Origin of the sequence: Pseudoxanthomonas sp. PXM04 (genome assembly GCF_014851695.1) — a bacterium.
GTDB lineage: Bacteria > Pseudomonadota > Gammaproteobacteria > Xanthomonadales > Xanthomonadaceae > Pseudoxanthomonas_A > Pseudoxanthomonas_A beigongshangi.
Map to the genome: position 1 here is coordinate 235,764 of NZ_JACVAG010000004.1, position 22,645 is coordinate 258,408.

General features: G+C 67.3%; 18 protein-coding genes. 13 read left to right on the forward strand and 5 right to left on the reverse strand.

Annotated elements, in window-relative coordinates; translation table 11 throughout:
- The first annotated feature begins 152 nt into the window (after positions 1–152).
- From IB228_RS11870 to IB228_RS20070, 5 genes are all read left to right on the forward strand, one after another.
- Positions 153–572: a CopL family metal-binding regulatory protein gene (locus tag IB228_RS11870; protein ID WP_192198667.1), complete on the forward strand. Its 420-nt coding sequence runs from the start codon at positions 153–155 to the stop codon at positions 570–572.
- Between the two features lie 111 nt (positions 573–683).
- On the forward strand, positions 684–2,492 hold the full coding sequence (locus IB228_RS11875; protein WP_192198668.1) for a copper resistance system multicopper oxidase: 1,809 nt from the start codon (positions 684–686) through the stop codon (positions 2,490–2,492).
- Positions 2,489–3,517, forward strand: coding sequence for a copper resistance protein B (locus IB228_RS11880; RefSeq protein WP_192198669.1), 1,029 nt, complete (start codon positions 2,489–2,491; stop codon positions 3,515–3,517). The genes IB228_RS11875 and IB228_RS11880 overlap by 4 nt, the downstream gene beginning before the upstream one ends.
- A gap of 59 nt (positions 3,518–3,576) precedes the next feature.
- Positions 3,577–3,888: an EF-hand domain-containing protein gene (locus IB228_RS11885; protein ID WP_192198786.1), complete on the forward strand. Its 312-nt coding sequence runs from the start codon at positions 3,577–3,579 to the stop codon at positions 3,886–3,888.
- Positions 3,889–3,943: 55 nt separating this feature from the next.
- Positions 3,944–4,537 carry a DUF411 domain-containing protein gene (locus IB228_RS20070; RefSeq protein WP_192198670.1) on the forward strand — a complete coding sequence of 198 codons (594 nt, stop codon included), beginning with the start codon at positions 3,944–3,946 and terminating at the stop codon, positions 4,535–4,537.
- A 55-nt stretch (positions 4,538–4,592) separates the two neighbouring features.
- Here IB228_RS20070 and IB228_RS11895 read toward each other — a convergent pair whose 3' ends face one another.
- From IB228_RS11895 to IB228_RS11910, 4 genes are all read right to left on the reverse strand, one after another.
- Complete coding sequence (locus IB228_RS11895) at positions 4,593–6,422, reverse strand: 2Fe-2S iron-sulfur cluster-binding protein (protein WP_192198671.1); 1,830 nt, start codon at positions 6,420–6,422, stop codon at positions 4,593–4,595.
- Complete coding sequence (locus IB228_RS11900) at positions 6,419–7,111, reverse strand: PepSY domain-containing protein (RefSeq protein ID WP_192198672.1); 693 nt, start codon at positions 7,109–7,111, stop codon at positions 6,419–6,421. The genes IB228_RS11895 and IB228_RS11900 overlap by 4 nt, the downstream gene beginning before the upstream one ends.
- 73 nt (positions 7,112–7,184) lie before the next feature.
- Entirely contained in the window at positions 7,185–9,929 is a 2,745-nt protein-coding gene (locus tag IB228_RS11905) for a TonB-dependent receptor (protein WP_192198673.1), read from the reverse strand.
- A gap of 98 nt (positions 9,930–10,027) precedes the next feature.
- Positions 10,028–10,450, reverse strand: a complete 423-nt coding sequence (locus tag IB228_RS11910; RefSeq protein WP_192198674.1) for a CopL family metal-binding regulatory protein — start codon at positions 10,448–10,450, stop codon at positions 10,028–10,030.
- A gap of 128 nt (positions 10,451–10,578) precedes the next feature.
- On the opposite strand from IB228_RS11910, the gene hutC reads away from it, so the two are divergent.
- The 8 genes from hutC to IB228_RS11950 all read left to right on the forward strand — a co-directional run bounded on the left by hutC (position 10,579) and on the right by IB228_RS11950 (position 21,407).
- Complete coding sequence (hutC, locus tag IB228_RS11915; protein WP_192198675.1) at positions 10,579–11,310, forward strand: histidine utilization repressor; 732 nt, start codon at positions 10,579–10,581, stop codon at positions 11,308–11,310.
- 2 nt (positions 11,311–11,312) lie between these two features.
- Entirely contained in the window at positions 11,313–13,007 is a 1,695-nt protein-coding gene (gene hutU, locus IB228_RS11920; protein WP_183636586.1) for a urocanate hydratase, read from the forward strand.
- 6 nt (positions 13,008–13,013) lie between these two features.
- Entirely contained in the window at positions 13,014–14,540 is a 1,527-nt protein-coding gene (gene hutH / locus IB228_RS11925) for a histidine ammonia-lyase (protein WP_192198676.1), read from the forward strand.
- The gene (gene hutG / locus IB228_RS11930) at positions 14,537–15,466 is read left to right on the forward strand and encodes a formimidoylglutamase (RefSeq protein WP_318289160.1); all 930 of its coding nucleotides are present in this window, start codon (positions 14,537–14,539) and stop codon (positions 15,464–15,466) included. Before hutH ends, hutG begins: the two co-directional genes overlap by 4 nt.
- Positions 15,467–15,546: 80 nt before the next feature.
- Positions 15,547–15,942 carry a heavy metal-responsive transcriptional regulator gene (locus IB228_RS11935; RefSeq protein WP_183636593.1) on the forward strand — a complete coding sequence of 132 codons (396 nt, stop codon included), beginning with the start codon at positions 15,547–15,549 and terminating at the stop codon, positions 15,940–15,942.
- Positions 15,939–18,653: a heavy metal translocating P-type ATPase gene (locus IB228_RS11940; RefSeq protein ID WP_225562411.1), complete on the forward strand. Its 2,715-nt coding sequence runs from the start codon at positions 15,939–15,941 to the stop codon at positions 18,651–18,653. The genes IB228_RS11935 and IB228_RS11940 overlap by 4 nt, the downstream gene beginning before the upstream one ends.
- A 72-nt stretch (positions 18,654–18,725) precedes the next feature.
- Entirely contained in the window at positions 18,726–20,105 is a 1,380-nt protein-coding gene (locus tag IB228_RS11945; protein WP_192198677.1) for a cation:proton antiporter, read from the forward strand.
- 1,044 nt (positions 20,106–21,149) lie between these two features.
- Entirely contained in the window at positions 21,150–21,407 is a 258-nt protein-coding gene (locus tag IB228_RS11950) for a hypothetical protein (protein ID WP_192198678.1), read from the forward strand.
- Between the two features lie 769 nt (positions 21,408–22,176).
- Here IB228_RS11950 and IB228_RS11955 read toward each other — a convergent pair.
- On the reverse strand, positions 22,177–22,617 hold the full coding sequence (locus IB228_RS11955; RefSeq protein ID WP_183636602.1) for an excinuclease ATPase subunit: 441 nt from the start codon (positions 22,615–22,617) through the stop codon (positions 22,177–22,179).
- Between the last annotated feature and the right edge of the window lie 28 nt (positions 22,618–22,645).

Below are 22,645 nucleotides of genomic sequence, written 5' to 3' on the forward strand. Positions count from 1 at the left end.
CGGGCGCACAGGGAAGCAACCCGTTCACTTTAACAGGCCGCCCCGCCGCCGGGCGTGGCCCGCCTGGACCCGCGTCCAATGCTTATCCGGTGATGTATGCCGCCGTCCGCCGCTGCACATTCACGGGCCGCCCGGTTAAAGTACGTGCCGTCATGTCGCTTCCCTCGCTGCTGCTGCGGATCCTGCTGAGCGTTACCCTGCTGGTCTCGGGGACGGGCAACGCCGTGGCCGCGCTGCAGATGCACGTGGCCCAGGCCGGCCAGGTGCATGCGGGACACGCCATGGACGACTGCGCCATGACGACCAAGGCCGATCCGGCGGTGTCCGCCCCCTGCCACGACGCGGACGGCGCCCCAACCGCTGCCAAACCGGCGCCGGCCCACGACCATGGCCAGCCCGATTGCTGTTCCACCGGCCACTGCGATGGCTTCTGCGCCCAGCAGGCGCCCGCGACGATGCCGGCGGCGTGGATCGGCAACGGACCGCGCGCCAGCGCCGATCCGGTCGGTCCTGTTCCCGCCGGCCATCCCGCCCCGCCGCTTCCTTCCCCGCAGCGACCTCCCATCGCCTGAATCCGGCCACAGGGCCGTGGATATTCCGCGCCGCCGCGACGTTGCCGTCGCTCCGCGCGTCTTCCCGCAGTTCCGACCCCGGGCTGCCTTCGAATATCGTCAGGAGTTTTCATGTCTTCCGATTCTTTCGGCGCGGGATCCGGTTCCGGATTCCAGCTTTCCCGGCGCCGCTTCGTCACCGGCCTGGCCGTGGGCGGCGTTGCCGCCGGCTTCGGCCTCGCGCGCCTGCCCGCATGGGCGAACACCGCCCATTCGATGTACCAGGCGCCGGTGCTGACCGGCACCGATTTCGACCTCGCCATCGGCACCTCGCCGGTCAACTTCACCGGCCGTACCCGCCCCGCGATCACCGTCAACGGCAGCCTGCCGGCGCCGATCCTGCGCTGGCGCGAAGGCGACACCGTCACCCTGCGGGTCGCCAACCGCCTGGCCGACGCTCACAGTTCGATCCACTGGCACGGCATCCTGCTGCCGGCCAACATGGACGGCGTCCCCGGCCTGAGTTTCGACGGCATCGCGCCGGGCGAAACCTACCAGTATCGCTTCCAGCTCAAGCAGTCCGGCACCTACTGGTACCACAGCCATTCGATGTTCCAGGAACAGGCCGGCCTGTATGGCGCGCTGGTCATCGACCCGGCCGAGCCACCGCCCTATCGCTTCGATCGCGAGCACGTCGTGCTGCTGTCCGACTGGACCGATCTGGATCCTGCCGCGTTGTTCCGGCGGATGAAGAAGATGCCGATGCACGACAACACCTACCAGCGCACGGTCGGTGATTTCGCCCGCGACGTGCGCCGCGACGGCTGGGCGGCGACGCTGTCCGATCGTGGCATGTGGGGACGGATGCGGATGACGCCTTCGGACATCTCCGACATCAACGCGCACACCTACACCTACCTGATGAACGGCAACGCGCCCGCCGGCAACTGGACCGGGCTGTTCCGCTCCGGCGAAAAGGTGCTGCTGCGTTTCATCAACGGCTCGGCGATGACCTACTTCGACGTGCGCATCCCCGGCCTGAAGATGACGGTGGTCGCCGCCGACGGTCTGTACATCCATCCGGTCACCGTCGACGAGTTCCGCATCGCGGTGGCCGAGACCTTCGACGTGCTGGTCGAACCCGGCGGCCAGGACGCCTTCACCATCTTCGCCCAGGACATGGGCCGCACCGGCTACGCGCGCGGCACGCTGGCGGTGCGCCAGGGTCTGGAAGCGCCGGTGCCCGCGCGTGATCCGCGCCCGCTGCTCACCATGTCGGACATGGGCCATGACATGGGCGGCCACAAGGGCATGGAAGGCGGTTGCGGCGCGAACATGTCCGGGCAGAAGGGCATGGAGGGCGGCTGTGGCGCCAGCATGGGCCACGGCGCGCACGGCGGCGGCGGTGGCGGCAAGGCGCCGGTGCATGCGCCGAGCGAAGCCGGCAATCCGCTGATCGACATGCAGACGGCGGCCACTTCGCCCAAGCTGGATGATCCCGGCATCGGCCTGCGCGACAACGGCCGCAAGGTGCTGACCTATGGCGACATGAAGAGCCTGTTCGACGATCCCGACGGCCGCGATCCGGGCCGCGAGGTCGAACTGCATCTCACCGGGCATATGGAGAAGTTCGCCTGGTCGTTCAACGGCATCCCCTTCGCCGGCGCCGAGCCGCTGCGCCTGAACTACGGCGAGCGCATGCGCATCGTGCTGGTCAACGACACGATGATGCAGCACCCGATCCACCTGCACGGCCTGTGGAGCGATCTGGAGGATGACCAGGGCAACTTCCACCTGCGCAAGCACACCATCGACATGCCGCCGGGCACGCGCCGCACCTATCGCGTGCGCGCCGACGCGCTTGGCCGCTGGGCGTTCCACTGCCACCTGCTGTACCACATGGAAGCCGGCATGATGCGGGAAGTGCGGGTGGAGGAATGAACATGCGCCCCCATCTCTCGCTCGGCCTGTTGGCCGCCGCGCTGACCCTGGCGCTCTCCGCCCAGGTCCAGGCACAACAGCACGACCATGCCGCGCATGCGCCCCCCGCGCCCGCACGGCAGAAGCCGCCGGTCCCCGTCGAGGAAACCCCGAAGGCGGATGATTCGAAGACGGATCACTCGCAAATGGATCATTCGAAGATGGACCATTCGCAGAGGGCTCCAACGCAGATGGACCATTCCAAGATGGACCACTCGCAAATGGACCATTCGACGATGGACCACGAAACGGCGGCCAAGGCTCCCACCGATCCGCGCGAACCCATTCCGGCCGTCACCGACGCCGACCGCGCCGCCGCTTTCCCCTCCCTCAAGCCGCATGCGATGGAACATGCGCCGGCGTTCAATTCGTTGGTGATGATCAACCGCCTGGAAGGCTGGGATGCGGATCACGGCACCGGACAGGCCTGGGAAGGCAGCGCCTGGTTCGGCACCGACCTCAACCGGTTGTGGCTGCGCAGCGAGGGCGAACGCGAAGGCTCGCGCACCGAATCCTCCGAACTGGAGGTGCTGTATGGCCGCAGCGTCTCGCCCTGGTGGGATGTGGTGATGGGCGTGAAGCAGGATTTCCGCCCGGCCGATTCACGCACCTGGGCCGCCTTCGGCGTGCAAGGGCTGGCGCCGTACAAGTTCGAGATGTCCGCCACCGCTTACGTGGGTGAGTCCGGACAGGTCATGGCCACGGTGGAAGCCGAGTACGAACTGCTGCTGACCAACCGCCTGATCCTGCAGCCGCTGGTCGAAGCGAGCTTCTCGTCCAAGGACGTGCCCGAGTACGGCGAAGGCACTGGCCTCAACAAGGTCGAAGCCGGCCTGCGCCTGCGCTACGAAATCAACCGGCGTTTCGCGCCCTACGTGGGCGTGGTGCACGAACGGCTGTTCGGCGACACCGCCGACTACCGGCGCGGCGAAGGCGGCGACACCCGCGATACCCGCTTCGTGGCCGGCGTCCGCTTCTGGTTCTGACAAACCGGCGGCGGCGAGCGCGCCGCCGCCTCATCCCGATTCGATTGGAAAATGATCCGATGAAAAAACACGTTTCCGCATCCACCCTGATGGCACTCGCCCTGCTGGCCACCCCCGCATTCGCCCAGGATCATGCCGGCCACGGCAGCCACGCCAACCATGGCGCACAGGCCCCGGCGGCGAAGAAAACCGGCGCCGCCAATTCCGGCAATGCGTCGTTCGAAAGCCTGGACAAGAACCGCGACGGCTTCGTCAGCAAGGCCGAACTGCCGGAGCGGCATCCATTGCTGGCGCACTTCGGCATGAGCGACAAGAACGGCGACGGCAAGCTGGACCGCAAGGAATTCGCCGACGCGATGGCGATGCTGTGACCCCGTCCGGCGGAATCCGGAAGGATTCCGCCGGCTTTCCGGAGAAGAAACCACCATGAGTTCCCTGCTGAAACACCTCACCGCCAGCGCGTTTCTGGCCGGTTCCAGCGTGCTGCTGGTCGCCTGCGGCGCGGCGCCCGGCGCGGCTTCGGCCAGTGACCGCATCGCGCTCGCCGCCGTCCCCTCGCCCGCCCAGGCCGCGGCGGAAACCGCGGCCGCTTCCGCGACCGCCACGACTGCTGCAACCTCCTCTGCCGCCACGCCCGCCCACCTGCCGCTGATCCGCGTGCACAAAAGTCCCAGCTGCGGCTGCTGCGGCGTCTGGGTCGACCACGTCCGCGCCGCCGGTTTCCCGGTCGAGGTGCACGACACCGAGGACATGATGACGGTGAAGGATCGCCTCGGCGTGCCCGAGCCGATGATGTCCTGCCATACCGCCGAGGTGGATGGCTATTTCGTCGAAGGCCATGTTCCGGCCGAGGACATCAAGCGCCTGCTCGCCGAGAAGCCGAAGGCTCGCGGCATCGCCGTGCCCGGCATGCCGCTCGGCTCTCCCGGCATGGAAATGCCGGATGGCCGCACCCAGCCTTACGAAGTGGCGTTGGTCGGCGGCGACGGCACGACCGGGACCTTCTCGCGCCATCCCTGAAAAAAGAAAAGCCCCGGCGGGAGAGACTTCCGCCGGGGCAATGGGGTGTTTCCGTCTAGATCTTGAAGTCGTCGTAGGCGATTCGCGCCTCGTCCACGCCCAGCCGCTTCAGCAGTTGCCGCGTCGCCATCAGCATGGCCGGCGGGCCGCACAGATAGAAATCGCAGGCATGCAGATCCGGATGGTCGCGCAGCAGGGTGTGCTCGGCCACCTCGTGCACCAAGCCACGCAGCAGCCCGTCACCGCACTCGGCCTCGTCCGACAGCACCAGGTGCCAGCTGAAGTTGGCGTGCCGTTGCGCCAGCGCCGCCATTTCCTCGATGTAAGGCGCGTCGCGCAGGCTGCGTGCGCCGTACCAGAAGTGCATGCGCTCGCCTGCCCCGCCGTCGAGGCAGGCATGGATCATCGCCCGCAGCGGGGCCATGCCCGCACCGCCGCCGATGAACACCTTCTCCCGATGGCCCGGTTTGATCGCGAAATCGCCGAACGGTCCGCTGAAGCGCACCTTGTCGCCGGCCTTCAGCGAGTACAGGTAGGTCGAACCCTTGCCGGTCGGCACCCGCTTCTTGCCTTGCGCGCCCGGATTGAAGCGCGCCAACAGGCTCAGCCGTCCCTCGGTGTTCGTCACCGGCAGCGATAGCGAATAGGAACGCCGTACCGCTTCCTTGTTGACCAGATCGGCCGGCAGTTCCAGCGCTCGCCAGTCGTCGCGGTGATGTTCCGGATGCGCCAGATCGTGCGGACGCAGGCGGTAATCCGGCACATGGACCTGCAGGTAGGCGCCGGGCTGGTATTCCTCGCCCAGCGCGGTATCCGTCTTCAGCACGATCTCGCGCAGGAACGGCGTTACTGCCTCCACCCGTTCGACCACCGCCTCGTGCTCGGTCCACAGGCGGCTGCCGCCCGACACCTCGACGTGGGTGTCCTTGTCGACGTGCAGGTTGCAGGCCAGCCGGTAGCCGAGTTTCAGGCGTGATTCGGGCAGGTGCGCGCGGTCGGCCGCGGTCGCCGGCGGCGACGTACCGCGGAAGCGAACCTCGCACAGGCCGCAGCTCTGCCCACCGCCACAGTTCGAAGGCAATTGCAGACCATTGCGCGCCAGCGCCAGATAGACGTTGTCGCCATCGGCGGCGGTCACGGTGCGCAGGCAGGTGCCATCGGGATCGTGCACGGCCAGCTCATGGCCGCCGCGCCAGCGACGCGGCACGAACTCGCTCAGTCGGAAGCTCGCGAACAGCAGCCAGACGCCGGTCAGCGCCATCCACAGCCCGCCGATGCCCGCCGACACCACCAATGGATTGTTGAAGTCCACCCGTCCGCTGTAGTCCATGATGTGCAGCATCCAGAACACATCGAACAGCCGCCAGGTGCGGTTGCGGTGCTGCAACACCTGGCCGGTGTCCGCGGCCAGATAGACCGTCGTCTCCTCGGCGTCGTCGAAATCCACCCGCCACAACCGGCCGGGGTGATCGCGCACTTCCAGCGTGCGTTCCAGCAGGCGCGCCGGCGCCGCCTGCCCGGGTCCGGTGTAGGACGCCCGCGCCAGTTGTCCCGCCAGCGCGGCGTCGATGGCCAGGCGTGTTCCCGTCCGCGCATCGACCAGATGCGTGCGGGCGCCATCGAATACCTGGTAGACGGGACGTTCGAGCAACCAGCCCGAAGCGACCGTGAACGCGTCCCCGCCCACCGCCGCCAGCGCCGTGGACGCCGGCCGCGCGTCGGTCGGCCAGGCCCGCGGTTCCGCCGCATGCGCGCGGAATTCGTGGCCCTGCACCTTGTCGTGCTCCAGCCAGGCCATCATCAATCCACTCGCCATCCACAGCACGAACTGCACGGCGATGATCAGCCCGACCCACTTGTGTAGTTTCCTCAGCCAGGGCGTCATGCGCTGCGCCTCCGGGTGAAGCTGTAGAACAGCAGCCAGGCGCCGCTCAGCGCGAACAGCAAACCACTCGCCGCCGCCACCCGCAACAGGATGTTGTTGACGTCCGTGCGCTTCTCGTAATCCATGATGTGGAACATCCACAGGAAATCGAACCAGCGCCACAGGCTGTGCCGGCGCGCCAGCAATTCGCCGGTGTCGGGCGAGAAATACAGCGTGGTCTGGCCGCGGTCGTCGAACCGCACCGCCCACATCGGCACCGGCCGGGTCTGCACTTCGCGGGGCGCGCGGGTGATCCATTCGGCGCCGGTCACGTCCGCCTCGCCCTGGTAGACCGCCTTGGCCAACGCGACCACGGTCGTGCGTTCCAGCGGAGTGATGCGCTCGCCGGTGCCGGCATCGACCAGGGAGGCGCGATCGCCCTGGCGGATTTCGTAGACCTCGCGGTCCAGCAGGCGCTTGATCTTCAGTGCGGTGATATCGGGATAGCGCGTGGCCAGATCCGCCTGCGCCACGCGCGGCGCGGCGGCGACCAGCGGATCAGTGTGGCTGTGCGCCAGGTGATCGCCATGGATGATGTCGAGCGGCACGACGGTCATGTAGACGCCGCTGATCATCCACAGCAGCGCCTGTACTCCGACGATCAGCCCGATCCATTTATGGGCGCGGCGCGCCCAGAAAGCGGGTTTCATTCGAATGTTCCTGTTGGTTGCGTCGTCGCCGCGATCTGCCCGTCCGCCGGCTGGCCGGCGGACGGGTCACGGTTCACCAGCGGTAGCCGAAACGCGCGTACCAGCGCCGGCCCAGCAGGTCGTAGGTCATCGTGTCGGTGTTGCCGTCCGTGTAGCTCTGGATGAACGGCGCCTGCTTGTCCCACAGGTTGTCGATGCCGAACGAGACATCGAACGACTGCCCCACCGGCGCGAACTTCACCTGCACGTTGTGATAGGTCAGGCTCGGCGCGTGATCGCCGGTGAACCCCTTCGTGGCGGTGATGTCGTCGGTCTTGCCGATGTACTGCACGCTGTAGGAACCGGACCAGGCATCGCGCTTGGCCGTCAGCGAGGTGAACGCCCGCCAGTGCGCGTAGCTGCCGCGTCCGCCGGTGATCTTGCCGGCATACTCGATCAGGTCCGCGCCCGGGAACGGCCGCACGTCATAGCGATCCAGGTAGGACACATCCATGCTGAAGGTCGAGTCGAAACCCATCGCCTCGAACTCGTACAGGCCGCCCAGATCGATGCCGGAGATTCGCTCGTTGGCCGCGTTGACCGGCTGCGAGGACAGGAAGTCCACTTCGCCGGTGACCGGGTTGCGGGTGAAGTTCTCGCTGCCGCAGAACGGATGCGCCAGGCCGGGGGTGTTGTAGCAGATGGACAGCTTGGTCGACCCGTCGATACGCTGGATCGCGTTGTCGATGCGGATGTTGAAGTAGTCCACGGTCAGGGTCAGGCCCGGCAGGAAGCCCGGCGTCCACACCGCGCCCACCGTCAGCGACTTGGCGTCCTCCGGCTCCAGATCCGGATTGCCGCCGGAGGTGGTCAGGATGGTGTTGCCCGGCTGCACGTAGCCGGCCGGCACGCCGTAGGCCTGGCAGTTCTGGCGCACGGTCGGATCGATGGTGGTGCTGGTGCTCCAGCCGCTGCACGGATCGGTCGTGGTCAGATTGCCCTCGGCGACGCCGCCGAACAGCTCGGGGATGTTCGGGATGCGGAAGGCGGTGGCGTAGTTGGCGCGGATCTTGAGCGACGGCATCACCTGCCAGTCCAGGCCGACCTTGTAGTTGATGTCCTCGCCGAACAGGTCGTAGTCCGAATAGCGGACGGCGGCGTTGAGGATCAGCGAATCGGCGATGGCGCTGTCCATCAACAGCGGCACGGCGAACTCGACGAAGGCTTCCTTGGCGGTGTACTCGCCGGCAATCGGATCCTGCTGGTTGGTGTTGGCGATGCCCATCACGGTCAGCGGATCCGGATCGCGCCAGCCGCGTTCCTTGCGGACTTCGATGCCGGAGGCGAAGCCCACCCAGCCCGCCGGCATCTCGAACAGCTGGCCGCTGATGTTGGCGGTGAAGCTCTTCTGTTCATTGCCGCCATGGTCGCGGGTGGTGAACAGGATGTAGTCCAGCACTTCCTGGGTGACATCGCCGTAGCCCAGGTAGTCGGCGCAGGGGATCGCCGCCCCCGGCGCGTTGCTGCAGATCGCGGTGTCGAGGGTCTGGTCCACGCGGTCCAGGTTGGCCACCTTGGTAGAGCCATCCAGGCCGGTGTTGCGGCCCCAGTTCAACGCGGCCGACCAGTCCCAGTTCATGCCCAGTTGGCCTTCCAGCCCGACCACCGCGCGGAAAGTGTTGGTGTCCTGGAAAAACCGGCGGGTACCGGCTTCCTCAAGGCGGCGACGCTGCAACAGCAGGTCCTGCCCGGTCGGGTTGGTCGGATGATCCGCGGCGATGTTGATCGGCCGGTACACGCCCAGGCCGCCGGGCGTCGCGAGCTGGTGCGACTGGCGATTGGTATACATCAGTTCGGTGAACAGGCGCGTGGTATCACTGAGCTGGGTATCGCCGAACAGGCTGAAGCTCAGGCGCTTGATCGGATTGACCGCGTTGAGGGTCGGGTTGCCGTTGTAGTTGTGCTTGGCCGCCGAATACGGCTCGTAGAAGTCGCCGTCGCCGTTCGGATCCTGGTTGAAGTTGACCCGGCTGCCGTCCGCCAGCAAGGCGCGACCGCCGATGGTGGTGGAGCTGCCGGAGCAGACCAGGCCGCCGGTGTCCTCATCCACCGCCAGCCCGCAAGGCGCGCGCGTGGCCATGTTGACGCTGCCGCTTTCGGAATAGCTCAGCCCGGCCATCAGCGAGCCGCGATCGCTGGTGGTGCCCCAGACCAGATCGAAGGATCCGTCTTCGCCGTCGCTCTCGAAGGTCTGGCCGTAGCGCATCGCCAGTTCGGCGCCTTCGAAGTTCTTCTTGGTGATGATGTTGACCACGCCGGCCACGGCATCGGCGCCGTAGATCGCCGACGCGCCATCCTTCAGCACCTCGATGCGCTCGATCAGCGCCACCGGGATCATGTTCAGGTCGACCGAACTGTTGGCACCGGTGCCGCCGTTGACCACGCGACGGCCATTGAGCAGCACCAGGGTGCGGTTGATGCCCAGGCCACGCAGGTTCACCTGGGTGGTGCCGTAACCGTTCTCGGCCCAGTAGGCATTGGTCTGGCTGCCGGCGAAACCGGCGGACGCCGGCAGGCGTTGCAGCAGGGTTTCCACCGAAGTGGCGCCGGAACGTTCGATGGTTTCGGCGTCGACGACGCTCACCGGACCGACGCCCGAAATCTGCAGGCGCTTGATGTGGCTGCCGGTGACCTGGACGGTGTCCAGCGTGGTCGCCTGCTCTTGCGGGGCCGATGCAGTGTCGGCGGTGGCGGTGTCCTGCGCGCGCAGGGTGTGGACGAAGCCTGCGCACAGCAGTGCGCCGACGGCCGCGGCCAGCGGATTGGGTTTGAAAAACATGGGCTCTCTCCCCGTGTCGGGTGTCTTGTCTGTTCGGATGGTGTCCCGCGGGAAATGCCCGGCAGGACGAACGGGCCGCGCTCGCGGCCATGACAAGCTCAGCCGATCGGAGGTCGGAACACGCGCGAGACACCGCTGCGCACTTCCGGCAACAGCGGGGGATTCAGATAGGGCGCATCGAGGACATGCTGGGCGGCGAACAACGGCGCCGTGCGTCCCGGATAGAAGGTGAGCACGCAACTGCACGCGCAACTGGTCGTGCTGCCGCAATCGCAATCATCGTGGTGATTGCCGTTCGTCGGATCGCCGGTCAACCAGCCCGCGTCGGCGGTGCAAGCGGCTGCGCCGCGGTCCGGCTTTGCCTGTTCATCATGCTGGCGATGGCCGCCCTGCCCGCTTTCGCCGTCGCCGATCGCGGCCAGATCAGCGACCGCCATCCGCGTCGCCGCCCACGCACTGGCCGCGCCGTCCAGGCAAAGGACGGTGATCAGGACCAGTCGCAGGAGCAGGCGAATCGACATCGGGAAAAGCGGGCACCAGGTTGTCTATACGAGAGACTTAACACTTATCGAAAACGGGTGTCAACCGTTTGTGCGCTGCGGCATCGAAATCGCTGGCGGCAGTTGTATAGACATGACATGCTTTTTCCATGGAGACGCCCAAGCCGCACTACCTCAAGCTGAAGCAGTACATCCTCCGCCACATCACCAATGGCGATTGGCCGCCGTTGAGCCGGGTGCCCAGCGAGAACGATCTGGTGGTCAAGTTCGGCGTCTCGCGGATGACCGTCAACCGCGCGCTGCGCGAACTCAGCGACTCCGGCGTGCTCACCCGCGTGCAGGGTGTCGGCACCTTCGTCGCCGGCCCGAAGGCCGAGTCCGCCATGTTCGAGGTGCGCAGCATCCGCGAGGAAATCGTCGCGCGCGGACAGGTCCACAGCGTGCAGGTGCTGATCGGCGAGGCGGTGGTCGCGCGCCCCACCGTCACCAACCAGTTCGGCCTGGAATCCGGTGCCGAACTGTTCCACACCCGCCTGCTGCACAAGGCCAACGGCAAGCCGCTGCAGTTGGAGGACCGCTTCGTCAATCCGGCCAGCGCGCCGGATTACCTGGGCATCGATTTCCAGACCGAGATTCCGCACCAGTACCTGATGCGCGTGGCGCCGCTGGAGCGCACCGAACACGTCATCGAGGCCGAGACCGCCAACAAGCGGCTGGCCGCGCAACTGGAGATCGCCGAGGGCGATCCCGTGCTGGTGCTGACCCGCCGCACCTGGTCGCGCGGCCAGGTCGTCACCTGGGTCCGCCTCACCTACCCCGCTTCCCGCTATCGGTTCGTCGGCACCTTCCAGGTCGGCGCCACCATCACTCCCGGAGGATAACCATGACCGCCACCGATCCCTCGCGCACCGCCGGTGCCCGTCCCGTCCGCGCGCCGCGCGGCACCGACCTGCATTGCCGCAGCTGGCTGACCGAAGCGGCCTACCGCATGCTGCAGAACAACCTGGATCCGGACGTGGCCGAGCGCCCGGACGAACTGGTCGTGTACGGCGGCATCGGTCGCGCCGCGCGCAACTGGGCCTGCTTCGACAAGATCCTGGAAACCCTGCGCACGCTGGGCGACGACGAGACCCTGCTGATCCAGTCCGGCAAGCCGGTCGGCGTGTTCCGCACCCACGCCGACGCGCCGCGCGTGCTGCTCGCCAATTCCAACCTGGTCCCGCACTGGGCCACCTGGGACCACTTCAACGAGCTCGATAAGAAGGGCCTGATGATGTACGGCCAGATGACCGCCGGCAGCTGGATCTACATCGGCAGCCAGGGCATCGTCCAGGGCACCTACGAAACCTTCGTCGAACTCGGCCGCCAGCACTACGGCGGCGACTGGTCCGGCAAATGGATCCTCACCGCCGGCCTCGGCGGCATGGGTGGCGCGCAGGCGCTGGCGGCGACGCTGGCCGGCGCCAGCAGCATCGTCATCGAATGCCAGGAATCGCGCATCGACTTTCGCATGCGCACTCGCTACGTGGACTTCAAGGCCCGCAGCATCGAGGAGGCGCTGGAGATCATCCGCACCACCGATCGCCCGGTCTCGGTCGGCCTGCTCGGCAACGCGGCCGAGCTGCTGCCGAAGTTCGTCGAGCTGGCGCGCCAGGGCGTGGCCAGGCCGGACGCGGTCACCGACCAGACCTCCGCGCATGACCTGATCAACGGCTACCTGCCGGCCGGCTGGACAGTCGAGCAGTGGGTCGCCGCGCGCAACGGCGGCGACGCCGAGCGCGCCGCGCTGACCAACGCCGCCGCCGAGTCCTGCGCCGTCCACGTCAAGGCGATGCTCGATTTCCACCACATGGGCGTGCCGACGATCGACTACGGCAACAACATCCGCCAGGTCGCCAAGGATCGCGGCGTCGCCAACGCCTTCGATTTCCCCGGCTTCGTCCCCGCCTGCATCCGCCCGCTGTTCTGCCGTGGCATGGGCCCGTTCCGCTGGGTCGCGCTGAGCGGCGATCCGGAGGACATCTACAAGACCGACGCCAAGATCAAGGAACTGTTCCCCGACAACGCCCACCTGCACCGCTGGCTGGACCAGGCGCGCGAGCGCATCGCCTTCCAGGGCCTGCCCGCGCGCATCTGCTGGCTGGGCCTGGGCGAGCGCCATCGAGCCGCGCTGGCGTTCAACGAAATGGTCCGCAACGGCGAACTCAAGGCGCCGATCGTGATCGGCCGCGATCACCTCGACTGCGGTTCGGTCGCCAGCCCCAACCGCGAGACCGAAGGCATGCGGGATGGCTCTGACGCGGTCTCCGACTGGCCGCTGCTCAACGCGATGCTGGCGACCTCCGGCGGCGCCACCTGGGTCAGCCTGCACCACGGCGGCGGCGTCGGCATGGGCTTCTCCCAGCATTCGGGCGTGGTCATCGTCTGCGACGGCAGCGAGGCCGCCGACCAACGCCTGTCGCGCGTCCTGTTCAACGATCCGGCGATGGGCGTGATGCGCCACGCCGACGCCGGCTACGAGGACGCCCTCGCCTGTGCCCGCGAACACCACCTGCACCTGCCCGCCATCACCGGATAAGCCTCCATGTTGAATCTCGTTCCCGGCCAGCTGTCGCTGGCCCAGATCCGCACCATCGCCAACACTTTCGAGCCGATCCAGCTGGATCCGGCCTGCCTGCCGGCAGTGCGCGCCTCCGCGGAGACAGTGCAGTCGATCGTCGCCGCCGGTGCGCCCGCCTACGGCATCAACACCGGCTTCGGCAAGCTCGCCAAGGTGCACATCCCGGTCGACCAGTTGGAACAGCTGCAGACCAACCTGGTGCGCTCGCACGCGGTCGGCATGGGCCCGCTGCTGGACGACGACACGGTGCGCCTGATCCTGGCGCTGAAGATCGCTTCGCTGGCGCGCGGTTTTTCCGGCGTGCGGGAGCAGACCCTGCAAGCACTGATCGCGATGTACAACGCGCAGATCTGGCCGTGCATTCCCTCGCAGGGCTCGGTCGGCGCCTCCGGCGATCTGGCGCCACTGTCGCACCTGAGCCTGGCCGCGATGGGTGAAGGGCAGGTCCGCGTCAACGGTGAACTGCGCGATGCCGGCGAAGCGCTGCGCGCCGCGGGCATTACACCGATCAAGCTCGCCGCCAAGGAAGGCCTGGCCCTGCTCAACGGCACCCAGGTTTCCACCGGCATCGCCCTGCGCGCGCTGTTCGCGGCCGAACAGGTCTACTCGGCCGCGGTGCTGGCCGGCGCGCTGAGCGTGGATGCGGCCTGTGGATCCGACGCGCCGTTCGATCCGCGCATCCACGCCGTGCGCGGCCAGCCCGGCCAGATCGAGGTCGCCGCCGAATACCTGCGCCTGCTGCACGGCAGCGCCATCCGCGAATCGCACCGCCACAACGACACCCGCGTGCAGGATCCCTACAGCCTGCGCTGCCAGCCGCAGGTCATGGGCGCCTGCCGCGACCAGTTGCAGCAGGCCGCGCGCACGCTGTGGATCGAAGCCAACGCGGTGTCCGACAACCCGCTGGTATTCACCGACACCGGCGACGTGATCTCCGGCGGCAACTTCCACGCCGAGCCGGTGGCCTTCGCCGCCGACCAGATCACGATTGCCGTCTCCGAAGTCGGCGCGCTGTCCGAACGCCGCATCGCGCTGCTGATCGACGCCAGCATCTCCGGCCTGCCGGCCTTCCTGGTGGCCGAACCGGGCATCAACTCCGGCTTCATGATCGCCCACGTCACCGCCGCCGCACTGGCCAGCGAGAACAAGACCCTCGCCCATCCGGCCAGCGTCGATTCGCTGCCGACCTCGGCCAACCAGGAGGATCACGTCAGCATGGCGACCTTCGCCGCGCGCAAGGCCGGCGACGTGGCGACCAACGTGCGCCGCATCGTCGCCATCGAGCTGCTGGCCGCCGCCCAGGGCATCGACTTCCGCCGTCCGCTGAAGTCCTCCGATCTGCTGGAAGCCGCCCACGCCCGCATCCGCGCGGAAGTCCCGCACTACGGCGAGGACCGCTACCTGGCGCCGGAAATGCAGGCATTGGAAGCGCTGGTCGCCAGCGGTACATTGACCGCCTTCGTCGACATGCCGCTCGGGGTATCCGCGTGATTCCAGGCTGGAAAGGCCGCATCGACCCGTCCGGCGACGGCGACACCCGCCGCTGGCACCAGATCGTCGCCACGCCCGAGGCGGGCGCGCCCGCCGGCGTGGCGCTGGTGGGGTTCGCCTGCGATGAAGGTATCCGCCGCAACAACGGCCGCACCGGCGCGGCGCAGGGCCCGATGGTCCTGCGCGCGGCACTATCGAACCTGCCGGTGCGCGACGACGCCCCGCTGTACGACGCGGGCGACGTGATCTGCGAAGGCGAGGATCTGGAAGGCGCGCAGGCGGCGTTCGGCGCCCGCGTCGCCGCCCTGCTCGACGCCGGCCACCTGCCGATCGGCCTGGGGGGCGGGCACGAGATCGCCTTCGCCAGCTACCAGGGCCTGGTCGGCCACCTGCGCGAGCGCCGCCCGCGCGTGGGCATCGTCAACTTCGACGCGCATTTCGATCTGCGCCAGCAACCGGTCGGCAGTTCCGGCACGCCGTTCCTGCAGGCGCTGGATCACGCCGCCGGCATCGGCCTGGACGCGCAGTACCTGTGCCTGGGCATCAGCGCCTCGGCCAATACCCGCCAGTTGTTCGAGACCGCGCGCCAGCGGGGCGTGCGCTATCTGCTCGACGACGAGATGGACATGCGGCGGCTGGACCTGTGCCAGCAGCGCGTGGCCGACTGGCTGCGCGATGTCGACCTGATCTACCTGACCATCTGCCTGGACGTGCTGCCGCACGCGATGGCACCCGGGGTCAGCGCACCCAGCGCCCGCGGCGTGCCGCTGGAGGTGCTGGAGCCGCTGCTGGAAACCATCGCGGCCACCGGCAAGGTCGCGCTGATGGACGTGGCGGAGCTGTCGCCACCGTTCGACCGCGACAACGGCACCGCCCGGGTCGCCGCCCGCCTGATCCACCGCGCGGCGCACGCCATCCGCGGCTGAGCCCGCCAGCGCGACAAAACCCTTGACTCTTGACCAAGGTCAAGGGTGCAGAATGGCGCCATTCCGAACTGGAGAACGCCATGAACATCGGCCAATTGGCACGCCTGGCGGGCGTGCCCATCGATACCGTCCGCTACTACGAGCGCCAGCAACTGCTGCCGCCGCCCAGCCGCAGTCCCGCCGGCTACCGTCGCTATGAAGGCTCGGACGTCACCCGCCTGACCTTCATCCGCCGCGCCAAGGCGCTCGGCTTCACCCTGGACGAGGTCCGCGATCTGCTGGACATCAGCGCCGGACGCGAGGACATGGGCCAGATGAAGGCCGCCGCCGCCAGCAAACTGGCCGTCGTCGAGGAGCGCCTGGCCGAGATGACCCGCATGCGCGATGCGCTGCGCAGCCTGGTCGAGGCCTGTCCGGGCCATGGCGATCTGAGCGAGTGCCCGATCGTGGCCGCCCTCGCCGAGGAACCGAAATGAGCGGGTCCTGCCATTCGCACGACAAGCCGGATGCCAACAAGGCGCAAGGCGGATGCTGCGGTGGTGGTTCCTCATCCTCCCCGACCGCCGCTGTTCGTGATCCGGTCTGCGGCATGAGCGTGGATCCGGCGACCGCGCCGCATCACGTCGAACACGACGGCCAGACCTATTACTTCTGCTCGGCCGGCTGCCGCGACAAGTTCGTCACCGAGCCGGCGCGGTTCCTCACCGCGCATGCCGCCGAAGAGAAGGCATCGGCGTGCTGCGGCACCGAAAAAGCCGAAGCCACCCGCGCGGCGAAGGCGGATGACGCGTGCCGCCACGATGGTGATGCAGGCCACTCGCACGCGCACACCCACCATCACGCGGCCACGCCTTCCCATGCCGGTCATGATCACGCACACCATCACGCCGCACACGCAGCGGGTACCGTGATCGATCCGGTCTGCGGCATGAGCGTGGATCCGACCACCACCGCTCACCACGCCGAACACGCCGGCCAGGCCTACCACTTCTGTTCGGCCGGCTGCCGCGCAAAATTCATCGCCGATCCACCCCGTTGGCTGGCGCCGAAGCGCGAGCCCGAACCGGCCGTGCCCGGCGCGCAGTACACCTGCCCCATGCATCCGGAAATCGTCCGCGACGGCCCCGGCACCTGCCCGATCTGCGGCATGGCGCTGGAGCCGATGATGCCGTCGCTGGATGACGGCGAGAATCCGGAACTCACCGACTTCCGCCGCCGCTTCTGGTGGACCCTGCCGCTGAGCGTGGCGACCCTGGTGCTGGCGATGTTCGGCCAGTACTTCCACGGCCTGTCGCCGACGACGCGCACCTGGATCGAACTGGTACTCAGCACGCCGGTGGTGCTGTGGGCGGCCTGGCCGTTCTTCCAGCGCTGGGCGCAGTCCATCCGCAACCGCAGTCCCAACATGTGGACGCTGATCGGCACCGGCGTCGGCGCCGCCTACGGCTACAGCGTGGTGGCAACGGTGGCGCCGGATCTGTTTCCCGCCTCGTTCCACGAGCACGGCCGGGTCGGCGTGTACTTCGAGGCCGCCGCGATCATCGTCTCGTTGACCCTGCTGGGCCAGTTGCTGGAACTGAAAGCGCGCTCGCAGACCTCGGCGGCGATCAAGGCGCTGCTCGGACTCGCCCCCAAGACCGCCCGCCGCCTGCGCGAGGATGGGCAGGAAGAGGACATCGAACTCTCGCACGTCCATGTCGGCGATCGCCTGCGCGTGCGCCCCGGCGAAAAGGTGCCGGTGGACGGCGTGGTGATCGAAGGCCGTTCGCACATCGACGAGTCGATGCTGACCGGCGAACCGGTACCGGTGTCCAAGGAAAACGGCGACAGCGTCATCGGCGCCACCATCAACGGCTCCGGCAGCCTGATCATCCGCGCCGAGCGGGTCGGCAGCGACAGCGTGCTCGCCCAGATCGTGCAACTGGTGGCGCAGGCGCAACGCTCGCGCGCGCCGATGCAACGGCTGGCCGACCAGGTGTCGTTCTGGTTCGTGCTGGCGGTGCTGGCCGCGGCCGTGCTGACCTTCCTGGGCTGGGGCCTGTTCGGTCCGGAACCTTCGTGGACCTATGCCGTGCTCAACGCGGTCTCGGTGCTGATCATCGCCTGCCCCTGTGCGCTGGGCCTGGCCACGCCGATGTCGATCATGGTCTCGACCGGCCGTGCCGCCCAGCTGGGCGTGCTGTTCCGCGACGCCGAGGCAATCGAGACCCTGCGCAAGGTCGATACCCTCATCGTCGACAAGACCGGCACGCTCACCGAAGGCCGTCCGGCGTTCCGCGTCCTGATTCCGGCCAGCGGATTCGAGGAAAACGAAGCGCTGCGGTTGGCCGCCAGCCTGGACGCCGGCAGCGAGCATCCGCTGGCGCACGCCATCGTCGCCGAAGCGCGCGAGCGCGGCATCGCGCTGGCGCCGGCACAGGATTTCGAATCCTCCAGCGGCATCGGCGTGCGTGGCCACGTGGACGGCCACGCGCTCGCGCTGGGCAATACCGCGCTGATGCAGGAAACCGGCGTGGACGTGTCGGCGCTGGACGCCGACGCCCGCCGGCTGCGCGCGGAGGGTGCCAGCGTGATGTTCCTGGCCGTGGACGGCCGCGCCGCCGGCCTGATCGCTGTGGCCGATCCGATCAAGGTCACCACACCTTCGGCGCTGCGCGCGTTGCAGGCGATCGGCGTGCGCATCGTGATGGCCACCGGCGACGGCGAACGCACCGCGCAGGCGGTGGCGTCGCAGGTCGGCATCGACGAGGTCCACGGCGAAGTGCGTCCGGCCGACAAGGCCGCGCTGGTCGCCCGCCTGAAGGCCGAAGGCCGGGTGGTGGCGATGGCCGGCGACGGCATCAATGACGCCCCCGCCCTCGCCTCCGCCGATGTCGGCATCGCCATGGGTACAGGCACCGACGTGGCGATGTCCAGCGCGCAGGTCACCCTGGTCAAGGGCGATCTGGGCGGCATCGTCCGCGCCAAGGCATTGTCGGAAGCAACCGTGCGCAACATGCGCCAGAACCTGGGCTTCGCGTTCTTCTACAACGCGTTGGGTGTGCCGGTCGCCGCCGGCCTGCTGTTCCTGTTCGGTGGCCCGTTGCTGTCACCCATGCTGGCTGCGCTGGCGATGAGCCTGAGCTCGGCCTCGGTGGTCGCCAACGCGCTGCGCCTGCGCCACCAGTCGCTGCCCACGAGCGCCTGATCCCGTCGATCCCGCGGAACGGATGCGCCGCTAGAATGCGGCGCATCCTTCAGGCGCGGAGTCCGGCGGCACATGGAAGATTCGCAGATACGGTCCGGCGCAACCTCCCCCTGGCGCTATCTGCTGCTGGTCGCCGTGCCGCTGCTGGCGGCGCTGCTGCTCTCGCGCTGGCCGCTGCCGGTGTCCGCGCCCTCCGCGGCACCCGTCGCCGACACCGCGCATGCGGGCACCGGTACGCCGCTGTCGCTGTTCCTGCTGCAACTGCTGGTGGTGCTGTCCGTGGCCAAGGGCGCGGGCTGGCTGCTGCGCCGCTTCGGCCAACCGGCCGTCATCGGCGAAATGGCCGCCGGCCTGCTGCTGGGGCCGCTGCTGTTCGGCGCGGTGATGCCGGACACCCAGGCCTGGTTGTTCGCGCCCGGCTCGCTCGGCGCGCTTGGGCTGATCAGCCAGCTGGGCGTGCTGATGTTCCTGTTCGTCGCCGGCGCGGAACTGGAACTGTCCACCCTGCACGGCCGCCGCGCCTTCGCCGTGCTGGTCAGCCACAGCGGCATCGCGTTGCCGTTCCTGTGCGGCGTGCTGCTGGCGTTCGCGCTGTTCGATGCGCATGCGCCGGCCGGCGTCGGTTTCCCCAACTTCGCTCTGTTCATGGGCGTGTCGCTCAGCATCACCGCCTTCCCGGTGCTGCTGCGCATCCTGTCCGATCGCGGCATCACCCACAGCCCGCTCGGCCGCATCGCGATCGCCTGCGCCGCGCTGGGCGACGCCAGCGCTTGGTGCCTGCTGGCGGCTATCGTCGCCTCGGTGCAGGCCAACGGCTGGAGCGCGGCGCTGATCAGCCTGCTGGGCACGCTGGCGTTCGCCGCCGCGATGATCGCTCTGGTGCGGCCGTGGCTATCCCGCCGGGAAGTGGCTCCCGAACGCGAAGGCCGCCACCTGATCGGACTATTGTTGATGGCGCTGGCCGCCGCACTGGTCACCGAACTGCTGGGCATCCACGCCTTGTTCGGCGCCTTCCTGGCCGGCATCGCGGTATCCGGCAATGCGCGCCTGCGCGAACTGCTGATCCAGAAGGTCGAACCCTTCGCCATCTCGCTGCTGCTGCCGCTGTTCTTCGCCATGACCGGGCTGCGCCTGCGCGTGGACGGCTGGCAGGCCGGCGACCTGCTTCTATGCGTGGTCGTGATCCTCGTCGCCAGCCTCGGCAAGGGCCTGGGCACCTGGCTGGCCGCGCGCAGCGCGGGCATGCCGCGAACCGACGCGCTGCGCCTGGGGGCGCTGATGAACACGCGCGGCCTGATGGAACTGATCGTGCTGAATCTGGGCTACGAAATGGGCCTGATCGGCGACCGCCTGTTCGCGGTGCTGGTGATCATGGCGCTGGTCACCACCGCGATGACCGGCCCGCTGCTCAACATCATCGAGCGCCGCGCGCGTTCGGCGCAGCACACATAGCCCCCTCCCCCGGACGCGGGGGAAGGAGCAAAAACCTCGCGACGGCACGCACACTGGCCCCCTCCCCCGCCTGCGGGGGAGGGCTGGGGTGGGGGCGAGCGGAAGGATCCCGAGCCATGACAACCAACGTCGGAAATACACCACTGCACCGACTGCGAAGGATGGAAAGCGACTTCTGAAAAGCGCCCCCATCCCAGCCTTCCCCCGCACGCGGGGGAAGGGGCAAAAACCTCGCGACGGCACACACACTGGCCCCCTCCCCCGCCTGCGGGGGAGGGTTGGGGTGGGGGCAAGCGAAAGAATCCCGAGCCATGACAATCAACGTCGGAAATACACCACTGCACCGGCTGCGAGGGATGGATAACGATCGCTGAAAAGCGCCCCCATCCCGGCCTTCCCCCGCACGCGGGGGAAGGGGCAGAACATCGCAGCGGCACGCACACTGGCCCCCTCCCCCGCCTGCGGGGGAGGGTTGGGGTGGGGGCAAGCGGAAGAATCCCGAGCCATGACAACCAACGTCGGAAACTGCCACACCGACTGAAGGATGGATAACGATCGCTGAAAAGCGCCCCCATCCCAGCCTTCCCCCGCACGCGGGGGAAGGGGCGGAACATCGCGCTGGCGGGCGTGAGTGCTTTCTTCAGCGCCATCCCCTTCGGTCGCCATCGTTGTACGAGCTCACCGCTCGTATCTTCATTCCGCCCTATCCAGAGCCATCCGATACACAACGTGGCTTCGCCGCTTCCGTGACAACGGAAACATTGAATCGAAAACGTTCAAAGTTAGTCGACATCGCGCAAGCGCATCAGCAGACTCCGGCATCAGGAGTTCGAAAAACTCCCACACAGTAGTACTACCTCCGTCATTCCGGTGGTTTTCTTATCACTGAGTGACAGCCGGCGGCCTTCGTCTTCGCCGGGAGGGGGCGAATACAAGACCCGAAAGGGAAATCAGCCCATCCGACCTGTGTGCGGTTTTTCGACTCCCGGCTCCCGGCCGCGCTTTCGCGTGCCGGGATACTTCAACGAAGAAATGGAGGTCCCAATGACCAACCCACGTATGGTCTATCTGTTGGAAGAACAAACGCAGCTCAACATGATCCAGCTGCGTGATCACGTCAAACTGCTGTCCACGCTGTCCAGCCCGCGCTTCCGCAAGGACGAGCACCACTGCCTGCCGATTCCCCTGCAGGCCCTGAGCGACTGCTTCGCCTATATCGCCCAGGACATCAACGACATGCTGGACGCCCTGCGCTACCACTACGGCGAACCCGAAGCGGACGAAGCCGTCAGCAACGCGTAACAAAAACGCGGGCTGCTAGCGCCCGCGTTCCGTGTTCACATCCAACAGACAAGAACTCGCCTTCGGTCCGCATGCACGCATACGACCCCGTTCTTTCAGGGCAAATCAAAGAGTGAGTGATAGGAAAGGACTATCCGCTCCGAATCCAGCGCCGATATCACGATCTTTCCCCGCGACGTCCGCACGCCGCCTGCTTCATCGCTCACTGCCGTATCGATATCGTATCGATAGATGTGGCCATAATCGCTATCGCGGGTGACCGATTCACTCGCCCATATGATTCCACCAAAATTGCCTGCGACGGATCGCACGAGTTCCGTACAGGAAAGAGCTCGCACTCGTTCCGGTGAAATGGGTTCTTCGTGCTGCCCCGCAGATACTGGAGGCCCTTCAGGAACCACAAGTGTCTCCTTGAACTCAATGCACGAACTCGCTAACCGTCACCAGCCGTCTTGACCGGTTCCCATAGACCACGAAACGGAAAATCAGGCGCCACTAGCCGCCACGTCCTTGATGTCGCGATGTCCTGGAACCACCGCCCTCCGTAGATTTCCCCGTCACTGCAGGCAGGGTCCGTCGTCACCTCGACAACGATGCCATCGCGGATGCAGGACTCGATGTGCTGCACGAAGCGACGATACTCCGATGGCGTTTCAAAGCCGCGAATTGGATACCACTCAGTACTTTGCACTGAATTGCCTCTATCCACATCATCAGATGAAGCCCGGCATCCGCCAGGCTCCTCTTGACTGTCGAGATCAGGCAACCCTCACTTCACCTTCGCGTAAGTCCCCTTCAGCGCCACGCCCGACATGATGTTGCCGGCGTAGCATTCGTAGTTGGTGGGGCTCTTGAATTCGTTCTTCTTGAAGTAGCTGGTGATGTCGACCACCGCGTTGGCGCCGCGCGCCTTGGCGCTTTCCTGGAAGGCCTTGAGCACCGACAGGGCGACCCAGCGGCAGGATTCGACATCGTTCTTGCCGACGCCGTTGGTCTTCTTGTTGGAGACGTCCTCACCCATGCGCGAGACCACCGCGGGGTGGGCCTGGCCGGCCAGGTAGAAACGCACGCTGCCGTCGATGCCGGCTTCCTTGGCCTGCGGCGAGTCGATCAGTTCCTGCAGCGGCAGTTCCAGGCGGGTGTCGCCGGCGAAGGCGTTCGGCGCGGCGATGGACAGGGTCAGCAGGGCGGCGGTGAGAAGGCGTTTCATCGGGTACTCCTTGTAGTGGAAAAGGCGG

Excerpts from the sequence above, each read along its gene's own strand:
- IB228_RS11940 (WP_225562411.1), top strand. The coding sequence starts at position 15,939 with ATGAGCGGGTCCTGCCATTCGCACGACAAGCCGGATGCCAACAAGGCG.
- IB228_RS11910 (WP_192198674.1), bottom strand. The coding sequence starts at position 10,450 with ATGTCGATTCGCCTGCTCCTGCGACTGGTCCTGATCACCGTCCTTTGC.
- IB228_RS20070 (WP_192198670.1), top strand. The coding sequence starts at position 3,944 with ATGAGTTCCCTGCTGAAACACCTCACCGCCAGCGCGTTTCTGGCCGGT.
- IB228_RS11885 (WP_192198786.1), top strand. The coding sequence starts at position 3,577 with ATGAAAAAACACGTTTCCGCATCCACCCTGATGGCACTCGCCCTGCTG.
- IB228_RS11905 (WP_192198673.1), bottom strand. The coding sequence starts at position 9,929 with ATGTTTTTCAAACCCAATCCGCTGGCCGCGGCCGTCGGCGCACTGCTG.
- IB228_RS11900 (WP_192198672.1), bottom strand. The coding sequence starts at position 7,111 with ATGAAACCCGCTTTCTGGGCGCGCCGCGCCCATAAATGGATCGGGCTG.
- hutU (WP_183636586.1), top strand. The coding sequence starts at position 11,313 with ATGACCGCCACCGATCCCTCGCGCACCGCCGGTGCCCGTCCCGTCCGC.
- IB228_RS11875 (WP_192198668.1), top strand. The coding sequence starts at position 684 with ATGTCTTCCGATTCTTTCGGCGCGGGATCCGGTTCCGGATTCCAGCTT.
- IB228_RS11950 (WP_192198678.1), top strand. The coding sequence starts at position 21,150 with ATGACCAACCCACGTATGGTCTATCTGTTGGAAGAACAAACGCAGCTC.
- IB228_RS11895 (WP_192198671.1), bottom strand. The coding sequence starts at position 6,422 with ATGACGCCCTGGCTGAGGAAACTACACAAGTGGGTCGGGCTGATCATC.
- IB228_RS11955 (WP_183636602.1), bottom strand. The coding sequence starts at position 22,617 with ATGAAACGCCTTCTCACCGCCGCCCTGCTGACCCTGTCCATCGCCGCG.
- hutH (WP_192198676.1), top strand. The coding sequence starts at position 13,014 with ATGTTGAATCTCGTTCCCGGCCAGCTGTCGCTGGCCCAGATCCGCACC.
- hutC (WP_192198675.1), top strand. The coding sequence starts at position 10,579 with ATGGAGACGCCCAAGCCGCACTACCTCAAGCTGAAGCAGTACATCCTC.
- IB228_RS11870 (WP_192198667.1), top strand. The coding sequence starts at position 153 with ATGTCGCTTCCCTCGCTGCTGCTGCGGATCCTGCTGAGCGTTACCCTG.
- IB228_RS11880 (WP_192198669.1), top strand. The coding sequence starts at position 2,489 with ATGAACATGCGCCCCCATCTCTCGCTCGGCCTGTTGGCCGCCGCGCTG.
- IB228_RS11945 (WP_192198677.1), top strand. The coding sequence starts at position 18,726 with ATGGAAGATTCGCAGATACGGTCCGGCGCAACCTCCCCCTGGCGCTAT.
- IB228_RS11935 (WP_183636593.1), top strand. The coding sequence starts at position 15,547 with ATGAACATCGGCCAATTGGCACGCCTGGCGGGCGTGCCCATCGATACC.